General features: G+C 34.3%; 17 protein-coding genes and 1 tRNA gene. 16 read left to right on the top strand and 2 right to left on the bottom strand.

Annotation, left to right across the window (positions count from 1 at the left end; translation table 11 throughout):
- The first annotated feature begins 212 nt into the window (after positions 1-212).
- The 8 genes from FYJ55_RS06965 (at position 213) to FYJ55_RS06930 (ending at position 8,878) form a co-directional block, all read left to right on the top strand.
- On the top strand, positions 213-1,481 hold the full coding sequence (locus FYJ55_RS06965; protein WP_154556212.1) for a vWA domain-containing protein: 1,269 nt from the start codon (positions 213-215) through the stop codon (positions 1,479-1,481).
- Entirely contained in the window at positions 1,478-2,947 is a 1,470-nt protein-coding gene (locus FYJ55_RS06960) for an ATP-binding protein (RefSeq protein WP_154556211.1), read from the top strand. Before FYJ55_RS06965 ends, FYJ55_RS06960 begins: the two co-directional genes overlap by 4 nt.
- 12 nt (positions 2,948-2,959) lie before the next feature.
- Complete coding sequence (locus FYJ55_RS06955; protein ID WP_154556210.1) at positions 2,960-3,739, top strand: SagB/ThcOx family dehydrogenase; 780 nt, start codon at positions 2,960-2,962, stop codon at positions 3,737-3,739.
- A gap of 36 nt (positions 3,740-3,775) precedes the next feature.
- Entirely contained in the window at positions 3,776-5,053 is a 1,278-nt protein-coding gene (locus FYJ55_RS06950; protein ID WP_154556209.1) for a hypothetical protein, read from the top strand.
- Between the two features lie 33 nt (positions 5,054-5,086).
- A tRNA-Thr gene (locus FYJ55_RS06945) sits at positions 5,087-5,161 on the top strand.
- Positions 5,162-5,213: 52 nt separating this feature from the next.
- Positions 5,214-6,347: an O-antigen ligase family protein gene (locus FYJ55_RS06940; protein ID WP_154556208.1), complete on the top strand. Its 1,134-nt coding sequence runs from the start codon at positions 5,214-5,216 to the stop codon at positions 6,345-6,347.
- A 39-nt stretch (positions 6,348-6,386) separates the two neighbouring features.
- On the top strand, positions 6,387-7,574 hold the full coding sequence (locus FYJ55_RS06935; protein WP_154556207.1) for a M23 family metallopeptidase: 1,188 nt from the start codon (positions 6,387-6,389) through the stop codon (positions 7,572-7,574).
- Positions 7,571-8,878, top strand: coding sequence for an RsmF rRNA methyltransferase first C-terminal domain-containing protein (locus FYJ55_RS06930; RefSeq protein WP_154556206.1), 1,308 nt, complete (start codon positions 7,571-7,573; stop codon positions 8,876-8,878). Before FYJ55_RS06935 ends, FYJ55_RS06930 begins: the two co-directional genes overlap by 4 nt.
- A 14-nt stretch (positions 8,879-8,892) precedes the next feature.
- On the opposite strand, the gene FYJ55_RS06925 is transcribed toward FYJ55_RS06930, so the two are convergent.
- Positions 8,893-10,086 carry an FprA family A-type flavoprotein gene (locus FYJ55_RS06925; protein ID WP_154556205.1) on the bottom strand — a complete coding sequence of 398 codons (1,194 nt, stop codon included), beginning with the start codon at positions 10,084-10,086 and terminating at the stop codon, positions 8,893-8,895.
- Between the two features lie 159 nt (positions 10,087-10,245).
- On the opposite strand from FYJ55_RS06925, the gene nagA reads away from it, so the two are divergent.
- The gene (gene nagA, locus FYJ55_RS06920) at positions 10,246-11,385 is read left to right on the top strand and encodes an N-acetylglucosamine-6-phosphate deacetylase (protein WP_154556204.1); all 1,140 of its coding nucleotides are present in this window, start codon (positions 10,246-10,248) and stop codon (positions 11,383-11,385) included.
- A 16-nt stretch (positions 11,386-11,401) separates the two neighbouring features.
- Here the strand turns inward: nagA and FYJ55_RS06915 are convergent, their stop codons facing one another.
- On the bottom strand, positions 11,402-12,145 hold the full coding sequence (locus FYJ55_RS06915) for a DeoR/GlpR family DNA-binding transcription regulator (RefSeq protein WP_154556203.1): 744 nt from the start codon (positions 12,143-12,145) through the stop codon (positions 11,402-11,404).
- A 140-nt stretch (positions 12,146-12,285) separates the two neighbouring features.
- Here FYJ55_RS06915 and FYJ55_RS06910 point away from each other — a divergent pair, with 140 nt between their 5' ends.
- The 7 genes from FYJ55_RS06910 (at position 12,286) to FYJ55_RS06880 (ending at position 20,617) form a co-directional block, all read left to right on the top strand.
- Positions 12,286-12,954 carry a transaldolase family protein gene (locus FYJ55_RS06910; protein ID WP_118115035.1) on the top strand — a complete coding sequence of 223 codons (669 nt, stop codon included), beginning with the start codon at positions 12,286-12,288 and terminating at the stop codon, positions 12,952-12,954.
- A gap of 122 nt (positions 12,955-13,076) precedes the next feature.
- Positions 13,077-15,629 carry an ATP-dependent Clp protease ATP-binding subunit gene (locus FYJ55_RS06905; RefSeq protein ID WP_154556202.1) on the top strand — a complete coding sequence of 851 codons (2,553 nt, stop codon included), beginning with the start codon at positions 13,077-13,079 and terminating at the stop codon, positions 15,627-15,629.
- 58 nt (positions 15,630-15,687) lie between these two features.
- On the top strand, positions 15,688-16,422 hold the full coding sequence (locus FYJ55_RS06900) for an NAD-dependent protein deacylase (protein ID WP_154556201.1): 735 nt from the start codon (positions 15,688-15,690) through the stop codon (positions 16,420-16,422).
- 44 nt (positions 16,423-16,466) lie between these two features.
- Complete coding sequence (gene epsC / locus FYJ55_RS06895; protein WP_154556200.1) at positions 16,467-17,006, top strand: serine O-acetyltransferase EpsC; 540 nt, start codon at positions 16,467-16,469, stop codon at positions 17,004-17,006.
- 8 nt (positions 17,007-17,014) lie between these two features.
- Entirely contained in the window at positions 17,015-18,322 is a 1,308-nt protein-coding gene (locus FYJ55_RS06890) for a hypothetical protein (protein WP_154556199.1), read from the top strand.
- A 575-nt stretch (positions 18,323-18,897) separates the two neighbouring features.
- A complete protein-coding gene (locus FYJ55_RS06885; RefSeq protein WP_154556198.1) occupies positions 18,898-19,854 on the top strand; it encodes an FHA domain-containing protein in 957 nt (318 codons plus the stop codon).
- Positions 19,835-20,617, top strand: coding sequence for a protein kinase family protein (locus FYJ55_RS06880; RefSeq protein WP_195836687.1), 783 nt, complete (start codon positions 19,835-19,837; stop codon positions 20,615-20,617). The genes FYJ55_RS06885 and FYJ55_RS06880 overlap by 20 nt, the downstream gene beginning before the upstream one ends.
- Positions 20,618-20,723 lie beyond the last annotated feature (106 nt).

Here is a 20,723-nt window from a genome sequence, read left to right as displayed (position 1 = left end):
CGTACTACTTAGATTGAAAAACATCTATAAAATCACTCGCTTAAAGGATTTGAAAAACGAGTGGTTATTCGTGTAAGTGATAAAAAGAAGAATTATAGCAAAGTCACCAAATTGCTAGTTAAGCCAATGGATTTAGAAACTCGTACTCAATTGATGGAATTAAAGAATAAGATGTTTAAATCATCATCGACATATTCTTTTGAGGATTTTTAATGCGACAAAGTGAATGGGAAAAGGAAAAGGCAATTCATATCTTAGAATTAGTTCGATCCGAACTCTATATAGATATGCCACATTTTTTAACAGCTTTAAATACGCTGATGTTGAAGGAAGACGAGTGTGTAGCTGTATGTGCTACAAATGGCGTGTATTTTTACTATAATCCATTAAAGATTATTGATTTATTTCAGAAGAATGCAGTGTTTTTAAATCGTAGTTTTTTACATAGTGTTCTGCATTGTTTATATAGCCATATTTGGCTTAGAAAAAATCGTGTTGAATTGATTTGGAATGTAGCTTGCGATATTATCGTGGAGTATACATTGGATTCGATGCATAAAAAGAGTGTTTCGCGAATCTTGTCATATGTTCGAAAAGATGTATATCGTGAAATTGAAAGTTTAACAGGTATCAGCTGTATAACTGTATATGAATGGCTTTGTACACGTGGCGATATTCAAGATTTATATTATGAATTTGTGGTAGATGATCATAGTTCATGGCCTAAAGAGCAAGATGACAAAATCCCTCAATCTTCTTCTGTTCAAAAAAAGTGGCAGAGTGTTGCCAAACAAACATTGTTTGATCATAAACAAAAAGGGAAAGATAATGAGGAGGGGGATGCCTTTCTTGTGTCGAGTTTACAGGCAAAGAAATCGAAATACTCGTTTTCTCAGTTTTTAAAACGATTTAGTATTGTGAAAGAAGAAATGCAAATAGATTTGGATGAATTTGATTTATCCTATTACACATATGGGATGTCTATTTATAAAAATATGCCATTGATTGAACCTTTAGAGACAAAAGAAGTTAAAAAAATCTATGAGTTTGTGATTGTACTCGATACGAGTTATTCTATTGATGAAAATCTTGCGAAGCGTTTTATATCCAATACATATAGTATTTTAAGTACTTCAAATATGTTTTATAAATCGTGCAAGGTGCATATTATTCAATGTGATGACAGGATTCGCAAAGACGATGTCATCTCAAATCAAAATGAGATGGATCGATTGTTGAATTCATTTTCTCTAATAGGGGGAGGCAACACTGATTTTAGACCGGTATTTAGTTATGTGAATGATTTGATCAATCAAAAAGTTTTTCAAAATCTTTGTGGCCTGCTCTATTTTACAGATGGCAAAGGAATCTATCCTAAAAAGAGTCCGGCCTATAAAACGGCTTTTATTTATTTAGAGGATTATGATCAAAGTAAAGTGCCTTCATGGGCTATTCAATATAGATTGGAAGAAAAGTTATGAATATATTACAGGCAAAAAATGAAATAAAAAATACTGTACAGGCATATTTATCGAAGAATTCGTTTGGTGAATATGAGATTGAAACGAAGAATCAGCGACCATTATTGTTGATTGGTCCTCCTGGTATTGGTAAAACACAGATTATGGAACAAATCGCAAAGGAATGTCAAATTGGACTTGTCAGCTATACAATTACGCATCATACGCGTCAAAGTGCTGTGGGCCTTCCTTTTATTCAAGAAAAGAAATTTCAAGGAAAGACATACTCGATTACCGAATATACAATGAGTGAGATTATTGCGAGTGTTTATTCAAAAATGGAAGATACAGGTTTAAAAGAAGGTATCTTATTTATTGATGAAATCAATTGTGTATCGGAAACATTAGCACCTACGATGTTGCAGTTTCTACAGAATAAAACCTTTGGAAATCAGAAGGTTCCTTGTGGCTGGATCATTGTAGCGGCAGGAAATCCGAGTGAATATAATAAATCGGTTCGTGATTTTGATGTCGTGACAATGGATCGTATTCGTTATATCCATGTGGAAACGGATTACTATGTATGGAAAGAGTATGCGATTTCAAAACATATTCATCCGATGATCTTAAGCTATTTGGAATTAAAACCCAATCATTTCTATACTGTTTCAACAAGTGTGGATGGTATGGAATTTGTGACGGCAAGAGGCTGGGAAGATTTATCTTATTTACTCTATACCTATGAAAAGATGCATCTGGAAATCTCTCAAGATACGATTTATGAATATCTGCATCATGAAGATATTGCCGAAGATGTTTTCGCCTATTATTTGGTGTATAAAAAATATCAGGATGATTATGGCATTGATGATATCTTACAAGGAAATGTATCAAGCACTATCTATGCTCGATTGTTACAAGCCGATTTTGATGAAAGAGTCTCTGTTGTTAATTTGGTGATAGATGGTTTACTACGACAAGTGAATTTATATTCTTTTGAAAAACATTGTACGGATCTTTGGTTTCGTTTCTTGAAAGAATATCGTAAAGATATGGATTCTTCTTATTTGGACCATACAAAGGCATTTATGTCAAATTATCGTGATAAATTGCAGGCAGAATTATTAAGTGTTTCACAAAAACATGAATATGAATTTGTGTTAAATAACATACAAAAAGTAATGGTGGATGAAAGTTTAGATCCAAAGTCTCGTTTTGATTCTTGTACAAAGCCTTTCTTTGAACAAAAGGAAAAAATGGAAAAGTTGGATAGTCAATTGAAGTTGGAGATTGAAAATGCGTTTGAATTTATGGAAAATGCATTTAAGAATGGTCAGGAAATGACAATATTTGTAACGAATCTAACAATGTCGAGTGAAATGGCTCTTTATTTAAGTTCACATACGATTGATATATATGAAAAGTATAAACAACTCTTGTTGATAGGAACACAAAAGGCAAGATTATTAGATGAGTTAGCGCATTAAAAGGAGAAGAGCATGAATTATTCAGACTTGAAATATGATATAGAAGAATTTGAATCGGACCAAGACAAAAAACTTCCACAACCACCTTTGGTTAAAGCTGCTATGCGAAAAGATTCCATAGAACTTCCTAAAAATTTCGACGCATTATCCGTTCATTCTAACTTTCTAGATATTATCAATACACGTCACAGTAGTCGTGTATATACGCAAGAGCCCATGTCTTTGTTGGAACTTTCTTATATGCTTTGGACTTGCCAAGGTGTTAAACAAATTCGTGGTAAGAAATATGCGACTTTGCGTACAGTACCATCTGGAGGAGCTAGACATGGTTTTGAACTTTATTTTGTATGTCAAAATGTAGAAGGGTTAAACCCTGGAACCTACCATTATTTGCCTATGGAACATCATATTGAGTTTTTAAATCCAATTGAAAAGGTAAGTGATATTTTGGCATCTTCCTTATGTGATCAATTATGGGCCTTAAAAGCCAATGTAATTTTCTATTTCAGCTATATTCCGTATCGTACCGAATGGCGCTATGGACATCTTGCACATCGAATAGCTTTAGTGGATTTAGGCCATGTTGGAGAAAATATATATTTGGCAAGCACAAGTATTGGTTTAGGAACTTGTGGAATTGGAGCATGTGTGACAAGGATTTGTGATGAAATGTTTGAATTGGAAGGCGAAAATGAATTTATCATTTATGCACAGCCGATTGGAAAGGTGAATAAGGAGGATTTTGTGAAAGAAAAATCTTTTTATGAATTTGTTGAAAAAGAAGGCTTATAATGTGTTAAAATAGATTCGAACTAAGGAAAATATATTATGAGTAAAAATGATAAGAATATAGATGCTTATTCAAAAGCACTTTTAGATAAAAAAACAGAATATAACGATGAATTAAAAAAGCCTAAAAAGGTTCATCAGATGTCTGAAGCAGAAAGAAGACAGGCTGAAAAGACAATGTCTTCAGCTTTAGATATGCTTCGTAAAGAGCGTGGTCAAAAAACGATTGCGGAAGAAGAGCAGTTTTATCAGGAGCATAAAGATGATTTAAAAGACATGGAAGATGATTTTACAACTTCTTCAATTGAGAAGGAACAATCCAATGAGGCATTAGATCTTGTACATGCGATGTTGCAGGATATGTCAAATGAGGATGACGAAGATGAAGAGGTGGTTATCCAAAAGGAAAAGAAGCCAAAAGAAAAGAAAGAAAAAAAGGAACATAAACCAAAAGAAAAGAAGTCTAAGAATAAACAAGTCAAAAAAAAGAAACCGATGAAGAAGGTTACAAAAATTGTGCTATGCGTAATCTTATTAGGTCTGGCTGCTTTAGGTGGATATGCATATAAAGTTTTGGTGTATAATCCACAAAATATTGTTTCTGAAACGCAACAAAATACATATGATAAATTAGTGTCTTATGCGGATGAGTATGGAGACAATATGATGTCAGATGCAGAGAAATTAGAGCTTCTAGATTTGGATAAAGATTATCAAAAGCTTTTGGATAAACAAAAGACTTCAATCAATGAATATTTTAAAGAACAGACTGGAAAAACATATAAGGCTTTGTTGAAAGATATAAAGCAGCTTCATCAAGATAAAGAAGAAGTTAAACTTCCTGCTTATCAACAAATCGTTGATTTATTAAATGGTTGGGAATCAAAATCCGATGAAGAAAAGATGGCTGTAGCCGATATGCAGCCTACATATAGTTCATTGTCTAAAAATTTAAAAGATGAAGTGGATACTTTATCAAAAGCTAAGACTGGCAAAGACTTTATTGATCTATGTAAAGAACAGGGTGAATTAAAGGCGGCTGCCGAGGAAAAGGCTCGTCAGGAAGAAGAAGCTAAAAAAGCAGAGAATGAAAAGAAGGTTAAAGAATATCAAACAAGCTTGAATAGTTTGCAGCAAGACTACAATACGTATGCACAATATGCACAGAGTCTAGAGTCTGATTTGGCATATGCGCAACAAAATGGAGAAGATACTACAGATATTCAATCTCAAATTGATACAAACAATCAGATGTTGTCTTCTTTGCAGCAACAAATCGCATATTATCAACAACAGATTTCTGCTTTACAATCTTAAAAAATAAGACTATTCTAATAGAGTAGTCTTTATGCCGACTTAGCACAGTGGTAGTGCAACGCACTCGTAACGCGTAGGTCATTGGTTCAAATCCGATAGTCGGCACCATGTTTTGAAATTAAGCTGGTTCAACCAGCTTATTTTTTTGAAGGGAGTATCTATGAATTTAGATGAAAAAATGATTTTATTGGCAACTGCCTTTCTGTTTTTGCCCTATCAAATCGCAAGTGTAGCAGTCGCATGCATTTTAATACAAGCATTATGCCGACATAAATTGGTGGATGCCATAAAGAATCAAACGGGCGCAATTTTCTTTTATAGCTTTATCGTATTGGAATTTATTGTTTCCATCTTCCATTCGAACTGGACAGGTTTTGGCAATACATGGTTATTTGTGTTGATCGGTTTATATGGAGCTTATTATCGTAGAAGCATCACAAAAAGTACATTTGAAAAGATGTGTGATCTTATTATTATTTTATCGGTATTTGCGGCTATCTACGGTTTGTATCAGTTTAATCAGATTTCCCTTGCGAATGGACGAACATTTTTAGAATTCCATATCTTCAATTCGCCAAAACGAAGAATTACTTCGACATTTATGAATGCGAATATCTATGCGATGGTCATTGATTTTGTATGTGTAATGTGTATGTATCGTTTTGTGAAAAACGATAATATTCTTTGTAAGATTGGTTATTTTATAATTGCACTGTTTAATTTCTTTGTTCTATATTTAACGGGATCTAGAACTGCATTATTACCATTTGCCCTAATCTTTCCTATCTTTCTTTATTGTGTGCGATGGAAAAAACTATTTATCACATCTATTGTATTCGAACTTGGTATATGTGCTTTAGTATTCTTAAAACCTACGTTGATTCCAAGAATCAGTGATATGTCAACTTTTGTCTCTCGTATTAAGATCTGGAAAACGGCATTTATGTGTATTTCAATGTATCCATTCTTTGGATGGGGTCCACAGACATATCAGAAGTTTTATCCATTAGTACATGGTCATAAGGCACCTCATGCCCATAATATTTATATTGATTCCATTTTGTCGTATGGAGTTGTTGGAACAGTGGTGCTTTTGGCATATACATTTGTGCTAAATAAGGAAATCTTTACTTCGCATACAAGAAAAGAAAATCCTGCACTATTTGGCATGATGATGTGTTTTATTGCGATCGTGTTGATATATGGATTGTTGGATTGTACATTAAATATTGTCGCAACAGGAACTTTATGTTTTATCATTTTAAATAGTGCTTGCATGTACTTAGAAAAATAAATACAATAATTTTAGAAGACAGACAGTAGAAGGAGTATTATGAAATGTATATCTCTTTTTGTCTGTTTTTTTATTGGCTTACAATCGATGATCGTGCCGAGTTATGAAGTTTTAATTTCAAATATAGAATCCAAAGTCGATACAATTCATGAAGATAGAGCTAGTTTTCTATCTTTAAAATGTAGAGATATTGCGATGGATGTTACATCTAAAAAAACGGATTTACGGATTGAAATGGATAAACAAGAAAAATGTGTGGATGAACTTGAACGTAGGTATAAAATTAAAAAGAATTATTATGAATTGAAAAAAATGGAATATGGCTTGGAATTACAAGCGATTCAAAAAAACAACTCCATTTTGTATCCATATAAGATTCAAAAGAATTTGACGCTGTACTTCGATGAATATAGAAATGTTGAAGTAGAATATTTGAAACAAAAAAAACAGTTCGATAAGAATCAAAATACGTTATTGTTATATGATGAATATCTTGAGAGATTATCCAATTGTCAAAGTCGTTTATTAAAACGATTTTCACATTTAGCACAAATCAATGAATCTGGGCAACATAATGAAGATTCTATGATTTCAGGAACTGAGCATTTGCCTGATTTTGGTGGGTATGAATCGTGGCAACAAAACGGTATGTCTTGTTTGGTGGATGGAAATTATGAAATTGATTCGTACAGTTCTTTTTGGCAAAATCCAGTTGAAAATGGTACAATCAGTGCTGGATGTTGGTCCTATCCGGATGGAGGTCTTCATTTAGGCTTGGATATCGCTAGTGCCATGTATAGTGATGTGTTAGCGGTTGCTAATGGTATCATATTGTATGCCCATGCACCAGTGGATTCGAATAATGGATATTTAGGAAACTGGTGTGGATGGCCAAACGGTGGTGGCAATACCATTTGTATGGTGGCTGCCGTAAATGATAAACTTTATGCGATTAGTTATGCGCATTTATCCAATGAAATCTATGTGACAAGTGGCCAGCAAGTCAGTCAAGGTACAGTTATAGCGAAAAGTGGTAACAGTGGCAATTCAACAGGGCCTCATACGCATGTAGAGGTGTTTGAATTAAAACAGGATCTCAATTCGATCGTAGAATATTTTAGAAACAGTGGTGCTGATTTTTCTTTTGGATGTGGCTATAGTGAGGCTGCAACATGCTCAGGCTATGCATGTCGCATTGATCCTGAGACCGTTTTGGAGGGTGTATGAGTCAAGAAATGTATTTTTCTCGCATGCAGAAATTATTAAAAGATGAATATAATGCCTATATTGAATCTTTATCAAAACCTTTATATCGTGGTATGCGTATAAATTTAAAAAAGGCAGAATTGGATGAATTTGATCATTTGGATAATCCAAGTCGGTTTTGTAAGGAAAGTTATTATGTAGATAAGCCGTTGGGAAATCATCCTTTCCATATTTGTGGTTGTTTTTATCTGCAAGAACCAAGTGCTTCAAGCGCTGTTGAAATCTTGGATGTACAAGAAGATGATTATGTATTGGATTTATGTGCAGCACCAGGTGGAAAGAGTACGCAGATCGCATCACATTTAAAAAGTGGATATCTAGTATCAAATGAAATTGATGCGAAGCGTGCCCAAATCCTTTTGTCTAATATTGAGCGTATGGGTGTGAAAAATGTGGCAGTAACCAATACAAGTGTAGATAAGCTTGCGAAGGTGTTTGATGCTTGTTTTGACAAAATTTTAGTGGATGCCCCTTGTAGTGGTGAGGGGATGATCAAAAAGCATGATGTTGCCTTAAATAATTGGAGCATTGAAAATGTTGAACTTTGTGCGACTCGTCAAAAAGAAATATTAGAACATGCCTATTTCATGTTGAAACCGGGTGGTACTTTGGTGTATTCCACTTGTACATATGCTTTAGAAGAAGATGAAGATGTTGTCTTAGATTTTTTAGAAAAACATGAGGATATGATCTTGGTAGATCCTGAAGTTTCGTGGGGAAGAAAAGGGTTTAAAGACTTGAATGTGCGTCGTATCTTTCCAATGGATGGTGGTGAGGGTCATTTCATTGCGAAATTCAAGAAACAATCAGATGTCGCAGGTAAGCTTCCAGTTCTAAAATCAAAAAAAATAGATAATGTGACTCAGAAATTTTTAAAAGAACAATTGAATACATTACCAAACAATTACTATATAGATAAGGATAGAGTATATGGTATGGATGTTCCGTTTGTGGATTTTAAAAAGGTAAAAGTATTACGTCAAGGCGTATATTTGGGGGATGTCATTAAGAATCGTTTTGAGCCAAGTCATTCTTTTTATATGGTTGCAGATTTTGACTATAAAAGAAAAGTGGATGTAACTCTAGAAGAAATGGACCTTTTTATGCATGGTGAAGTTTTACAAAAGGAATGTGAAAAAGGGTATGTGGCTGTATGTTTTAAGGGACATCCGTTTGGCTTTGGCAAGAGTGATGGAAAACAAATCAAAAACAAGATTCCTAAAGGACTTCGTTTATTGCCAAATTCACATGTAAATATAGACTAAAAATGCCAGGAAATTTATTCCTGGCAATTTTTTGCGATTTCTTTTGCAACATTAAAATAGTCTTCTAATTGATTATCACTTGGTGTGTAGCATTGATTGACCACATCGTGGCATGATTCGATTCCAGATTGTTGCATTCTTGTATCGATTTCTTTGGCAACTTGGTTAAACCATCCGTATGCGGCAAAGGCCAACCCTTTTTTATTTTTAAATTTACATGGACGAATGTGTTCAAGGAAAGCGGCTACACTAGGTGCCATGACATTGTTGTAGGTTCCTGATCCAATACATACAACTTTGGCATCCATGATTTCACGCATCACAATGCTTGATTTTGTATCCGATAATTTATAGACTTTCACATCCATACCAGCATCGCTGAATCCTTCGGCTAAGCTTTCGGCAATCTGTTGCGTATGTTTCCATACAGATTCATATACAATTACGGCTTTATTTTCTACTTTTTGAGCAGCGATACCTTTATATGTTTCTATAATATCTGCAATATAGTCTTTCCAAATAATACCATGTGCCGGCATGATATATTCAATGTCTAAATTCATGCCTAGAATTAGGTTTAATTTAGCTTGCACTGGTGTTGTATATGGTAAAACAATATTCGCAAAGTATTCTTTAGCTTGTTTTAAACAATACGCTTTATCCAATCCTTCATCGGTTAGATTAAAGTTTACAATGTGCTGTCCAAAGGCATCGTTTGAGAATACAGTTTTTAACTGTGGACAATATGTCAACATGTTGTCTGGCCAGTGAATCATCTGCATTTCGACAAAGACAAAGTCATATTTTCCTGTGTTGATTGTATCATTTGTCTTTACGACCTGATATGGAACTTGATCAAAGTATTGTTCAATCATATTCTTCTTTCCAGAAATAGATGCGTAAACTTTTGCGTTTGGATATTTGGCATATACTTTTTTAAATCCACCCGAATGATCTGGTTCTGTATGTTGAACAACAATATTGTCAATTTCTCTTCCTTGAAGTACGGATTCAACTCTTTCCAATAGTTCTTCTGTGAATTCTTCTTCGACTGTATCAAAAAGTGTGACTTCATCATCTACAACTAAGTAGGCATTATATGTACAACCTTCATCAATTGGATATAAATCACCATGGAAGTGACGGTTGTTTAAGTCTCTAACCCCGACCCAGTATACGTTATCTATAATCTTTTTAGCTTTTTTCATTTTTGTTCACCTCTTTTTTTATTTTAGAATTATTTAGAGAATTTGTCTATTCATTTGCATCTTTTATATTTTTTGAATAAAAATTATAAAAAGTCAGCTAAAAAGTGTAAGTGTTTTCTTTTATAAAGAGTATAATAATAGTTAGGAGGAATTGTCGATATGATTATTCAAAGTAAAAGAATTTGGGTCGTAAATACATGGTTGGCAGCCCAAGTTGAAGTGGAAGAAGGAAAGATTGTAAATATCTATCCATATGGAGAAAAAGATGTAGATGAAGATTTTGGAGATAAGAGAATTGTCCCAGGATTTATCGATGTACACACACATGGTGCTTATGGATTTGATACAAATGATGCGAATGAAGAAGGTCTTCGTAACTGGATGAAAAACATCGTTAAAGAAGGTGTTACAGGTATTCTTCCAACAACAATCACACAGTCTGAAGAAGTTTTGACAAATGCGGTTAAAAATGTTGCGAAAGTTGTTGAAGAAGGGTATGAAGGTGCAGAAATTTTAGGTATTCACTTTGAAGGACCTTATTTGGATCAAGTATATAAGGGAGCACAACCTGAACAGTATTGTGTTAAACCAGATCTTGAACAATTTAAACGTTATCTAGCAGCTTCTAATAATTTAATTAAAATTGTAACTATGGCTTGTGAACACGATGATAACTTTGCATTAACTAAGTTCTTACGTGCAAATGGAATTGTATGTAGTCAAGGTCACTCAGGAGCTACTTTTGAACAGGCTCGTTTAGCTATTGCGAATGGTGCAAACTCAATGACTCACGTTTTCAATGGTATGACTAAATTCCATCACCGTGAACCAGGATTGGTTGGTGCTGCCATGCGTTATAGAGATGTATATGGTGAAATTATCTGTGATGGAAACCATTCAACTTATGAAGCATTAAATGATTTCTTTACAGCTAAAGGTCCTGATCACTGTATCATGATCACTGACTCATTGATGGTTAAGGGCCTTCCTGTAGGTACAAAAGTATTGTTTGGTGGAAACGAAATCGAATTATATCCAGATGGAAGTGCACACTTAACAGATACGAAAGGTCTTGCGGGATCTACATTGCATGTCAATGATGGACTTCGTATTTTAGTAGAAAAAGCAATGGTTCCTTGGCAAACAGCTATCAATGCTTGTACATTGAACCCAGCTCGTATGTTGAATGTAGATGATCGTAAAGGATCGATTCAAACAGGAAAAGATGCAGATTTAGTTGTATTAAATGATGACTATTCTGTTGAAATGACGTACGTAAAAGGTCAAAAAGCATTCTAATATAATAAAAGCACATTTAATGTGCTTTTATTATGTTTTCGTGTTTTATAGTATCATCTAGTTTGTTATCGGTGATAATCATGTCAAAATCATCGATGTTGGCGATTTTTGACATATACTTTTTATTAAATTTTGTATGGTCTGCCATACAAATTTTTTTATTGGAAGAATCAAGAATGGCTTTTTTAACTAAAGCATCACTCATGCTGGGAATGGATACGCCATAGTCTAAGTCAAGGCCTAATACGGAGATAAAGGCTTTATCGATATAATAGTTTTGAAAGAATTGAATGGTGCTTTCAGATAGAGCTGCCTGGGTTACAGGATTATAGGTGCCTGGAGCCATAATGATTTTCGCCTTGGTATTTCGATCTACATATTGAAGAATTTTCCAAAAATTTGTAAAGATTGTGATTTTTTTATGGTGTATACGTTTAAAGAGCTCAAGGCAGGTTGTACCACAATCTAAATAGATAGAATCTCCATCTTGAATGAGTGTACTGGCGTAAATCGCGATCTCTTTTTTATCCGATTGTGACATGCCTTCTTTGATTTCAAAGGAAGGCTCAGTTGAACTAGACTCATTGAGTGTGGCTCCTCCATAGCTCTTTGTGGCGAGTCCTTGGTTTTCTAGACTATCTAAGTCTCTTCGTATGGTCATTAAGGAAACGGCGTATACTTTTGCAAGTTCACTTACTTGTACGGTTTTATCTTTTTTTAGTTTTTCATAGATTTCATATCTTCGTTGTGTTGTGTTCATACTTTTATTAAAGCACAAAAAAGAACATAAAGAAACATGTTTATTTGTGTTCTTTTGAAATAATTTGTTTTATGTGAAAAGGATATTGAATCTATATTTTTGTAGTGTTAGGATACAGATGAACTTAAGGAGGATCCATCATGGAATTAATTATCGATTCATCAAATATTGAACAAATTAAAGAACTAAATGAATTATTAACAATTACGGGTGTTACGACAAACCCTACAATATTAACGAAATCAAATAGAGAAGCAATGGATGTAGTAAAAGATCTTTGTGAGGTGTTGAGTGAAGATCAATTGTTATTTATTCAAACAGTACAAACTTCTTTTGAAGGTATTATGGAAGAGGCAAAAATGATTTCTTCCATTCGTAATAAAAATATGTATGTAAAGATTCCGGTTACACATGAGGGTTTAAGAGCTATTAAAGAATGTAAAAAATTAGGAATTCACACATTGGCTACTGCCATTTATACAGCGGACCAGGCTTTTTTAGCTGCAATGAATGGAGCTGAATATTTAGCACCTTATACAAATCGTATGTGTAATTATGGAGATGGTGTTCAGGATGTGAAAGACTTGATTGAAATGTTGAGAGTGAATCATATGCCGGCTAAAGTGATTGCGGCAAGCTTTAAAAATACATATCAAGTACATGAATTGATCAAGGCTGGAATTCAAGCTGTAACTGTTCCTTGTGATGTTTTATATCAAATGATTGATCATCCAGGGACAAAAATTGCGGTGGGTGAATTTAGCGTAAATTGGCAAAGAGCTTATAATCGTAATACATTGGAAAAGTAGAGAAATCTACTTTTCTTTTTTAAAAATAATTAGCACTTAAGTGTTGACAGTGCCAAAAATGGTGTTATACTATCATTAGCAATCATAAAGAGTGAGTGCTAAGTACAAGGAGGTGCTTATTTATGAATATCGATCAAATGTCAGAGCGTTTGCAGAAGATTTTAATGGATGCCATTAATTTGGCAAAATCCTACCAACATCCAAGTGTAGATACTGTGGATATGTTGGAAACGATTTTTAAGGATGATGTATTGGACGGCTTGTTTGAGCGTATTGGCTTGGATAAAGGTCGTTCTTTACAGATGGTTCAACAAGAATCGAATCGTGTCGCAAAGAGCTCAACAAGTAATATAAATTTATCCAATGAAGTGCAGAAATCGTTTGAAGATGCACAAAACTGGGCGAGTCAGCATGAAGAAACTTATCTTTCGGTAGCTAGTGTATTCTTAGCTTTATTGTTTAATCGTTCTTATATTTCTAAAGAATTGGTTAGAACTTTTAATTTGAATAAGGATGCTTGCTACAAGGCTGAATTAGAGCGTCGTAATGGTAAAAAATTTGATACACCAAATTCAGAAGAGAATGTAGAAGCTTTAAAAAAATATGGTCGTGATCTAGTTCAGGATGTGCGTGATGGTAAGATTGATCCAATTATTGGACGTGATGATGAAATTCGTCGTGTTATGCAGATTTTATCTCGTAAGACAAAGAACAACCCTGTCTTGATTGGTGAGCCAGGTGTTGGTAAGACGGCTGTTGTTGAAGGGATCGCATGGCGTATTATGAAGGGTGATGTGCCTGAGTCATTAAAAGAAAAACGCTTGATTGAATTGGATATGGGATCTTTGATTGCCGGTGCTAAGTATCGTGGTGAATTTGAGGAGCGTTTAAAATCCATTTTGGATGAAGTCAAAAAATCGGATGGACAAATCATCTTGTTTATTGATGAAATTCATAATTTGGTTGGTGCAGGTAAAACCGAAGGTAGTATGGATGCGGCTAACTTATTAAAGCCAATGTTAGCTCGTGGTGAACTACATTGTATTGGTGCAACAACTTTCAATGAATATCGTAAATATATTGAAAAGGATGCGGCTTTAGAGCGTCGTTTCCAAAAAGTACAAGTTGCTCAGCCAAGTGTAGAGGATACAATCAGTATTTTGCGTGGATTAAAAGATCGTTTTGAAAGCTATCATGGTGTACGTATTTTGGATGAAGCTTTAATTGCGGCAGCTACTATGTCTGATCGTTATATCACGGATCGTTTCTTACCAGATAAGGCAATTGACTTAGTGGATGAGGCTTGTGCTACGTTAAAGGTTGAAATGGAAAGTATGCCTCAAGAGTTGGATGAATTACAGCGTAAAATTTTACAACTTCAAATTGAAAAGACTTCTCTACAAAAAGAAGAAGATAAAAGGGCTATTGAGCGTCGTGAAGAAATTGAAAGTGAATTGGCTTCTTTACAATCAAAGCGTGATGAAATGCATTCTAAGTGGGAAGACGAAAAACGTGGCTTGGCTAATGAAAAAGAGGATAAACAACGTTTGGAGAAGGCTCGTTTGGATTTAGAGCAAGCGCGTAATGAAGCTCGTTATGAAGATGCTGCTAAACTTCAATATGGCACGATTCCAGAATTAGAGGCTCGTATTCAAAAGGAGCAGGCAAGTCAAAAAGAGGATGCTTTGATTCAAGAAACGGTCAATGAAGAATTGATTGCGAAAATCGTTTCTAGATGGACAGGCGTTGAAGTGACTCGTTTGGTTGCTTCTGAAAGAGATAAATTATTGAATTTGAAGGAAGAACTTGAAAAACGTGTTGTTGGTCAAAATGAAGCTCTAGAACTTGTAACAGATGCAATCTTGCGTTCTAAAGCACAGATTCAAGATGAGAATCGTCCAATTGGATCGTTCATGTTCTTAGGTCCAACTGGTGTTGGTAAAACGGAGGTTGCCAAGGCTTTGGCTGAACAGTTATTTGATGATGAAAGACATATTGTGCGTATTGATATGAGTGAATACATGGAAAAACACAGTGTGGCACGATTAATTGGTGCTCCTCCAGGATACGTAGGATACGATGAGGGAGGTCAATTGACTGAGGCAGTTCGTCGTAATCCATATAGTATTGTCTTGTTTGATGAAATCGAAAAGGCGCATCCAGATGTATTCAATGTGTTACTTCAAATTCTTGATGATGGTCGTATTACAGATTCGAAAGGTGTTACGGTAGATTTTAAGAATACAATTATTATCTTAACATCTAACTTAGGTAGCCAATATGCCTTTGAATCTGGTGATGTACATGATAAATATATGGAAGAAGTAAAGCATCATTTTAAACCAGAATTCATTAATCGTATCGATGAAATTATAGTGTTTAACGCATTAGATGATTCAGCCTTTATTAAGATTGCCCGCAAGTTTGTCGGCTTGCTACAAAAGCGATTGGCTCAACGTGACATTACATTGAATGTAAGTGATGCAGTGTATAATCAGATCGCAAAGATGGGTGTTGATCCAGTGTATGGTGCTCGTCCAATGAAGCGTTATATTCAAAGAAATCTTGAAACACAGATTGCCAAGGAAATGATTAAGACTGGTGCTATGCAAGGGGATGTAATCAATGTAGATTGTCATAATGGCGAGTATACATTTGATATTCAAGGAAGATAGTGAAATATCTTCCTTTCTTTTCTTGTTTGGAGGTATAATAGTTTCAGGAAGTGATGTTATGTCTTTAAAAGATTGGATTCAAGAAAGTAATAATATAGTATTTTTTGGTGGTGCTGGAGTGTCTACAGAAAGTAACATTCCAGATTTTCGTAGTGACAATGGATTATATAAAAAGAAGTATCCATATCCGGCTGAGATTATGTTGTCACATAGTTTTTATTTAAGTCATCCTAAAGAATTCTTTGATTTTTACTTTAATCAGATGATTTATCCAGATGCCCATCCTAATAAGGCGCATTATGCTCTTTCAAAGCTTGAAAAAATGGGAAAGCTAAAAGGGATTGTGACACAGAATATTGATGGCTTACATCAGATGGCAGGTTCTAAAAAGGTCTATGAATTACATGGAAGTGTTTTAAGAAATACTTGTACGCATTGTCAAACAAAATATTCTCTAGAGGATATGATGAAACTAAGAGATAATGAAGGTATTCCTCGATGTAGCAAGTGTGGTGCTATCATTAAGCCAGATGTTGTTTTGTATGAAGAAGGCTTAGATGAATATACATTGTACTCGGCTATTCATGCGATTGAGCAGGCAGATCTTTTAATTGTAGGTGGTACAAGTCTAGTCGTATATCCTGCGGCTGGTTTAATTAACTATTTTCATGGCAAACATTTGGTTTTGATCAATAAAGATAGTACGAATATGGATTCAAAGGCGGATCTTGTGATTCATGATTCGATTGGTAAGGTATTAGATGATTCACTATGTGAAGTTTATGTGAAATAAACACTAAACTTGAAATTTAGACATAAATAAACTAAAATTTTATCATGTCAGAAAGAAATAAGAAATCTTTTATCCGTGATGGATTATATAACATAGAAAGAACAATGCAGTTAGACCCGGCAGCACATTCAAAATGGGAAGTGTTTTGGTTGTATCCACATATTAAGGCAATTGGTTTACATCGTATTGCCCATTGGTTTTGGGTGCATAATCATACATTTATTGCGCGTTGGGTAAGTAATCGAGCAAGGCATTGGACAGGAATTGAAATTCACCCTGGTGCTGTGATTGGTCGTGGTTTGATGATTGATCATGGTATAGGAGTTGTGATTGGTGAAACGGCAATTATCGGGGATGATTGTCAGCTTTATCATGGTGTCACACTTGGTGGTACAGGAAAGCAGCATGTCAAAAGACATCCAACTTTAGAGGATGGTGTATATATTGGCTGTGGCGCAAAATGTTTAGGGAATATCACTTTGAAAAAGGGGTGTCGTGTAGGGGCAAATGCGGTCGTCTTAAAAGATGTTCCTGAAGGGGCAACTGCAGTAGGTATTCCTGCAAGAATTATAGAGAAGAAATAGGTGGTTGTATGTGGAAATATCGTTGTAAATCCCATTTAATAGCGTTAGTTGTAGCTTTTTTAGTTGGACTTTGCTTAAGTGCGGTTGTATTTGCGAGTGGTATAGATATGAGTTCGGATATGTTATCGAGTTCATTAAGTTCTGTGCCAGGTGTAGATACAGAATCACTGAAACAGGTTTTAACGTATCTACAAAATAATATGTGGATCTTATATGTGGGTGATGCCTTATTGATTTCAGGAATCATCAATATCATTTATATTGGACAATATGTAACATCACGATTCAACATCAGCCCATGGATCGTTATGTGTTTGATTTTCTTTTTACCTGAATACATGATCTATATAGGTGCCATCTTGGTTGTGCCTGCATTTATTGTATGTATTTATGGAATGTTAAGTTTGCGCAAAAGCATTTCGAAAGAACGTCGCGAATTTAATTTTACAAGTGATGATGAATTGGTTCGTATGTATAAGATTCATCATGAATTGGATGAGTCTTATAAGGATCTCGCAAAAACTTGCCGTAAAAATGTGCGTAAATTAACAGGTATTTATGCGTTAGGTATTGTTGCCCTATTTGTGATTTTAATTGCCGTAAATAACATGATGCTTCTAGCTGTATTGTTGATGTTCTACTTATTTGCATTTAATTTAGTGTTACGTTATCGTGCTGTATCACTTTTACCAATCACGAAATTATTATATGAAGATTGTAATCCTGAGGCTTGTGCGAGTGCCATTATTTACTATTGCACAAATTCAAAGGGACATACACGATTGTGCCAGCACACATTGCTTGCACAATGCTTGATTTATTTAAATGATGCTGAACTTGCTCAAGATGTATTGATCAGCTATCCACGTAAGGATGCATCGAGTTCTTTACAATATTGGTCATTGATGTCTTACATCTATTATATGTTGAAGGATGAAGAGGCTTTATCTCGTTGTAAAGAAGAGGCACAAAATATTCGTCTTCATTATGGACGTGCGGGTGTCATGATTCAAAGTGAAGAAATGGCGGCTATTGAAAATAAAATCCATCTAATGGATGGGGATTTGAATACTTGTAAGAAATATTATTTGCAAGGTCTACAAAGAGTGAATTTTCCTTTCCAGCAAGTAGATTCATGCTACTACATTGCTCTGATTTCATTTGTTGAAGAAGATTATAAATTGGCTCGCTTGTATTTTGAAAAAGTAGTTGAGCTTGGAAATCGTATGTATTTTGTGAAAAAAGCGAAAAACTACTTAGATAAGATTGAAAAGATCAATCCTGAAACATCCAGTGATGAAGTAGAATATTCGTAGTAAATGAAAAATAGATTTCGCAAAAGCCAGTAATGTGGCCAAACATAAATGTGAACACAAAACTCAATCCAATGTTGATAAAAAACAGGATTGAGTTTTTATTTAACTGAACCGGAATATAAAGAAACCATTCAAGGATAAACCAGGCTACAAAAAGAATGGAAAGCCATACGTGAAGGTCTTTTAAAATTGTTATATCGTTATAGGGAATACTACATGAAAGAATCATGCCTAAACAGATTAGGGCATGATTTTTTTTATTGTAATTTACGTTGTATTTTTCCCATATTTTTTTTGAATAATAATAAAATCCAATTGCCGAACTAAACGCCCATAGAAATAAGTATATGGGGTGATGTAGTTGATTTCCTATATAAGTCTGGTTGTCATAGAAGACGTCAATCCAGCAAAATGGAAGGAAATTCAGGATGACTTGGATTAAATAAACGTGAATATATGTTATAAATTTCATCATTTTTTCATTTTAGACAAAAAAACTCAAAAAATCAAAAAAATAATGAAAGTTTTCTGGAAAAAGTAATAAAAAAAACGTTTAAGAGTATGGAGGTGATGAGATGTCCGAATGGATTGAACAAGATCACATGGATGAAAATCACTTGTATGTTCATTTGAAAAATCCAGAATTACTCGATCTTTCTATTTTTGATCGATTATCGAACGATGATTTTTGTCTGCCTTGTATGTTGACAAACGAAAAAACGGCATCGATGGTGTATGCGATAGAAGGCTATATTCCTTTACATGATTTTTTAAGCCAGTATGTGTTTGAAAAAGAAGAAGGATATATATTCTTGCATCAGTTATTTGAACAAGCCATCGCATCCAATCGTAATAAACCAGTTCTATTTGATCCAGACTACGTATTTGTCTCTAGTTTTGGAGATCGCTTTGCGTTTGTCGTGGTGCCTATTCAAATATCGAACTGGATGTTTCAAAAGGATATGTCAGAAAAATGGGTGGAGTACATCGCAAAAACAATGCAGACTACAACCGCTTTTGAAATTCCTGGATTTTTATTGAAGTTTTTAAAGAGTGCTGAGTTTAGTTTACCCAATCTTGTCTTAGGTCTGGATAATATACGAAATTTATATTATCCGAAAAAGTTTTCTTTCTTTAAAAACAAGAGAATGCAGACATTTAAAGTCAAAGAACCTATACAAGCTTTCCATAAAGAGAAGCCTGTTGAATCTGTTTTGGAAGAAAAAACACAGCTTTTACAAGTAAAAGTAGATTTTTATGCCTACTTATTATGCGATCAGGAAAAATATGCATTGTGCAACGAAATCAATCTAGTGGGAAGAGCGATGGTATGTGATGTCCGTATACAGAATGCGAGTATATCTTTAAAACATGCCAAGATCGTATGCGAAAATGATCGGTACTATATACAAGATCTAAAGAGTACGAATAAGACGTATCTGAACGAAAAAGAAGTGAAACGCAAGATGCGATTAAAAGATGGCATGACGATACGATTTGGTGATGTCGTGTGTGAATTTAAAGAACAATAGATATAAGGTCATACATACCTATAATGCCAATGTTTATCGTGTTATGGATGAATTGAGTACGTGTGTTTATATTTTAAAAATCTGTCCAGATTATGAAACAAAACGATATAAACATCAATTTAAAACAGAGATCAATGTGCTCTCCAACTTAAATTCGATTCATGTCCCTAGCTTGATTACTTGTTTTGAAGAAGACTTTGCACAATGTTTTGTCGAAACGTATATTCCAGGAATCAACGCAAGACAATACTTTCAAAACCATCGTTGTTTATTCAAAAAGTATCGCTTGCTAATTGATGTTTTAAAAGTCTTGCAAGACCTACATCAGATTGGCTATCTCTATATTGATTTAAAACTTGAAAATATTATTTATTATCAGAACCATTTTTATTTAATTGATTTTAATGCATGTATTGAAAATCACTCACATGTGGCAGTGATGGCTTCAAAATCCAATTGTGCACCTGAATTATTAACATTGAGTGAAAAGGATATTCGTTGTGATATCTATGCACTTGGTTCTTTGATTCAAGAACTTTTCGGCATAAGTATGATGCCCATAGTTCTTTTGTGTCATCAAAAACAAGAGCGAAGAATATCTCAATTATCCACATTTAAGAACTTGATTTTTATACATGTCATCATTCGAATCTTACTTGTACTTTCTATATGTATTCTGTCTGTCTTCCGTACAAGTCCAAAAAGTGTCTTTGATGCGTACTACACCCATCATCAAATTGCCTTGATGTTAGCATATAAATAGGACTAGTCAAAAAGAGAAAATTTACGCCAGTGGTACAATAGAAAGAGGATGATTCAAAGACAAAGGAAGGCAAAAGAAAATGGCAAATAAAAAGAAACAGTTTGAT

The sequence above is a fragment of the Holdemanella porci genome (genome assembly GCF_009696075.1).
Taxonomy (GTDB): domain Bacteria; phylum Bacillota_I; class Bacilli_A; order Erysipelotrichales; family Erysipelotrichaceae; genus Holdemanella; species Holdemanella porci.
Note: the sequence above shows the minus strand (reverse complement) of the source record. Positions and strands in the feature narration are given on the sequence as shown.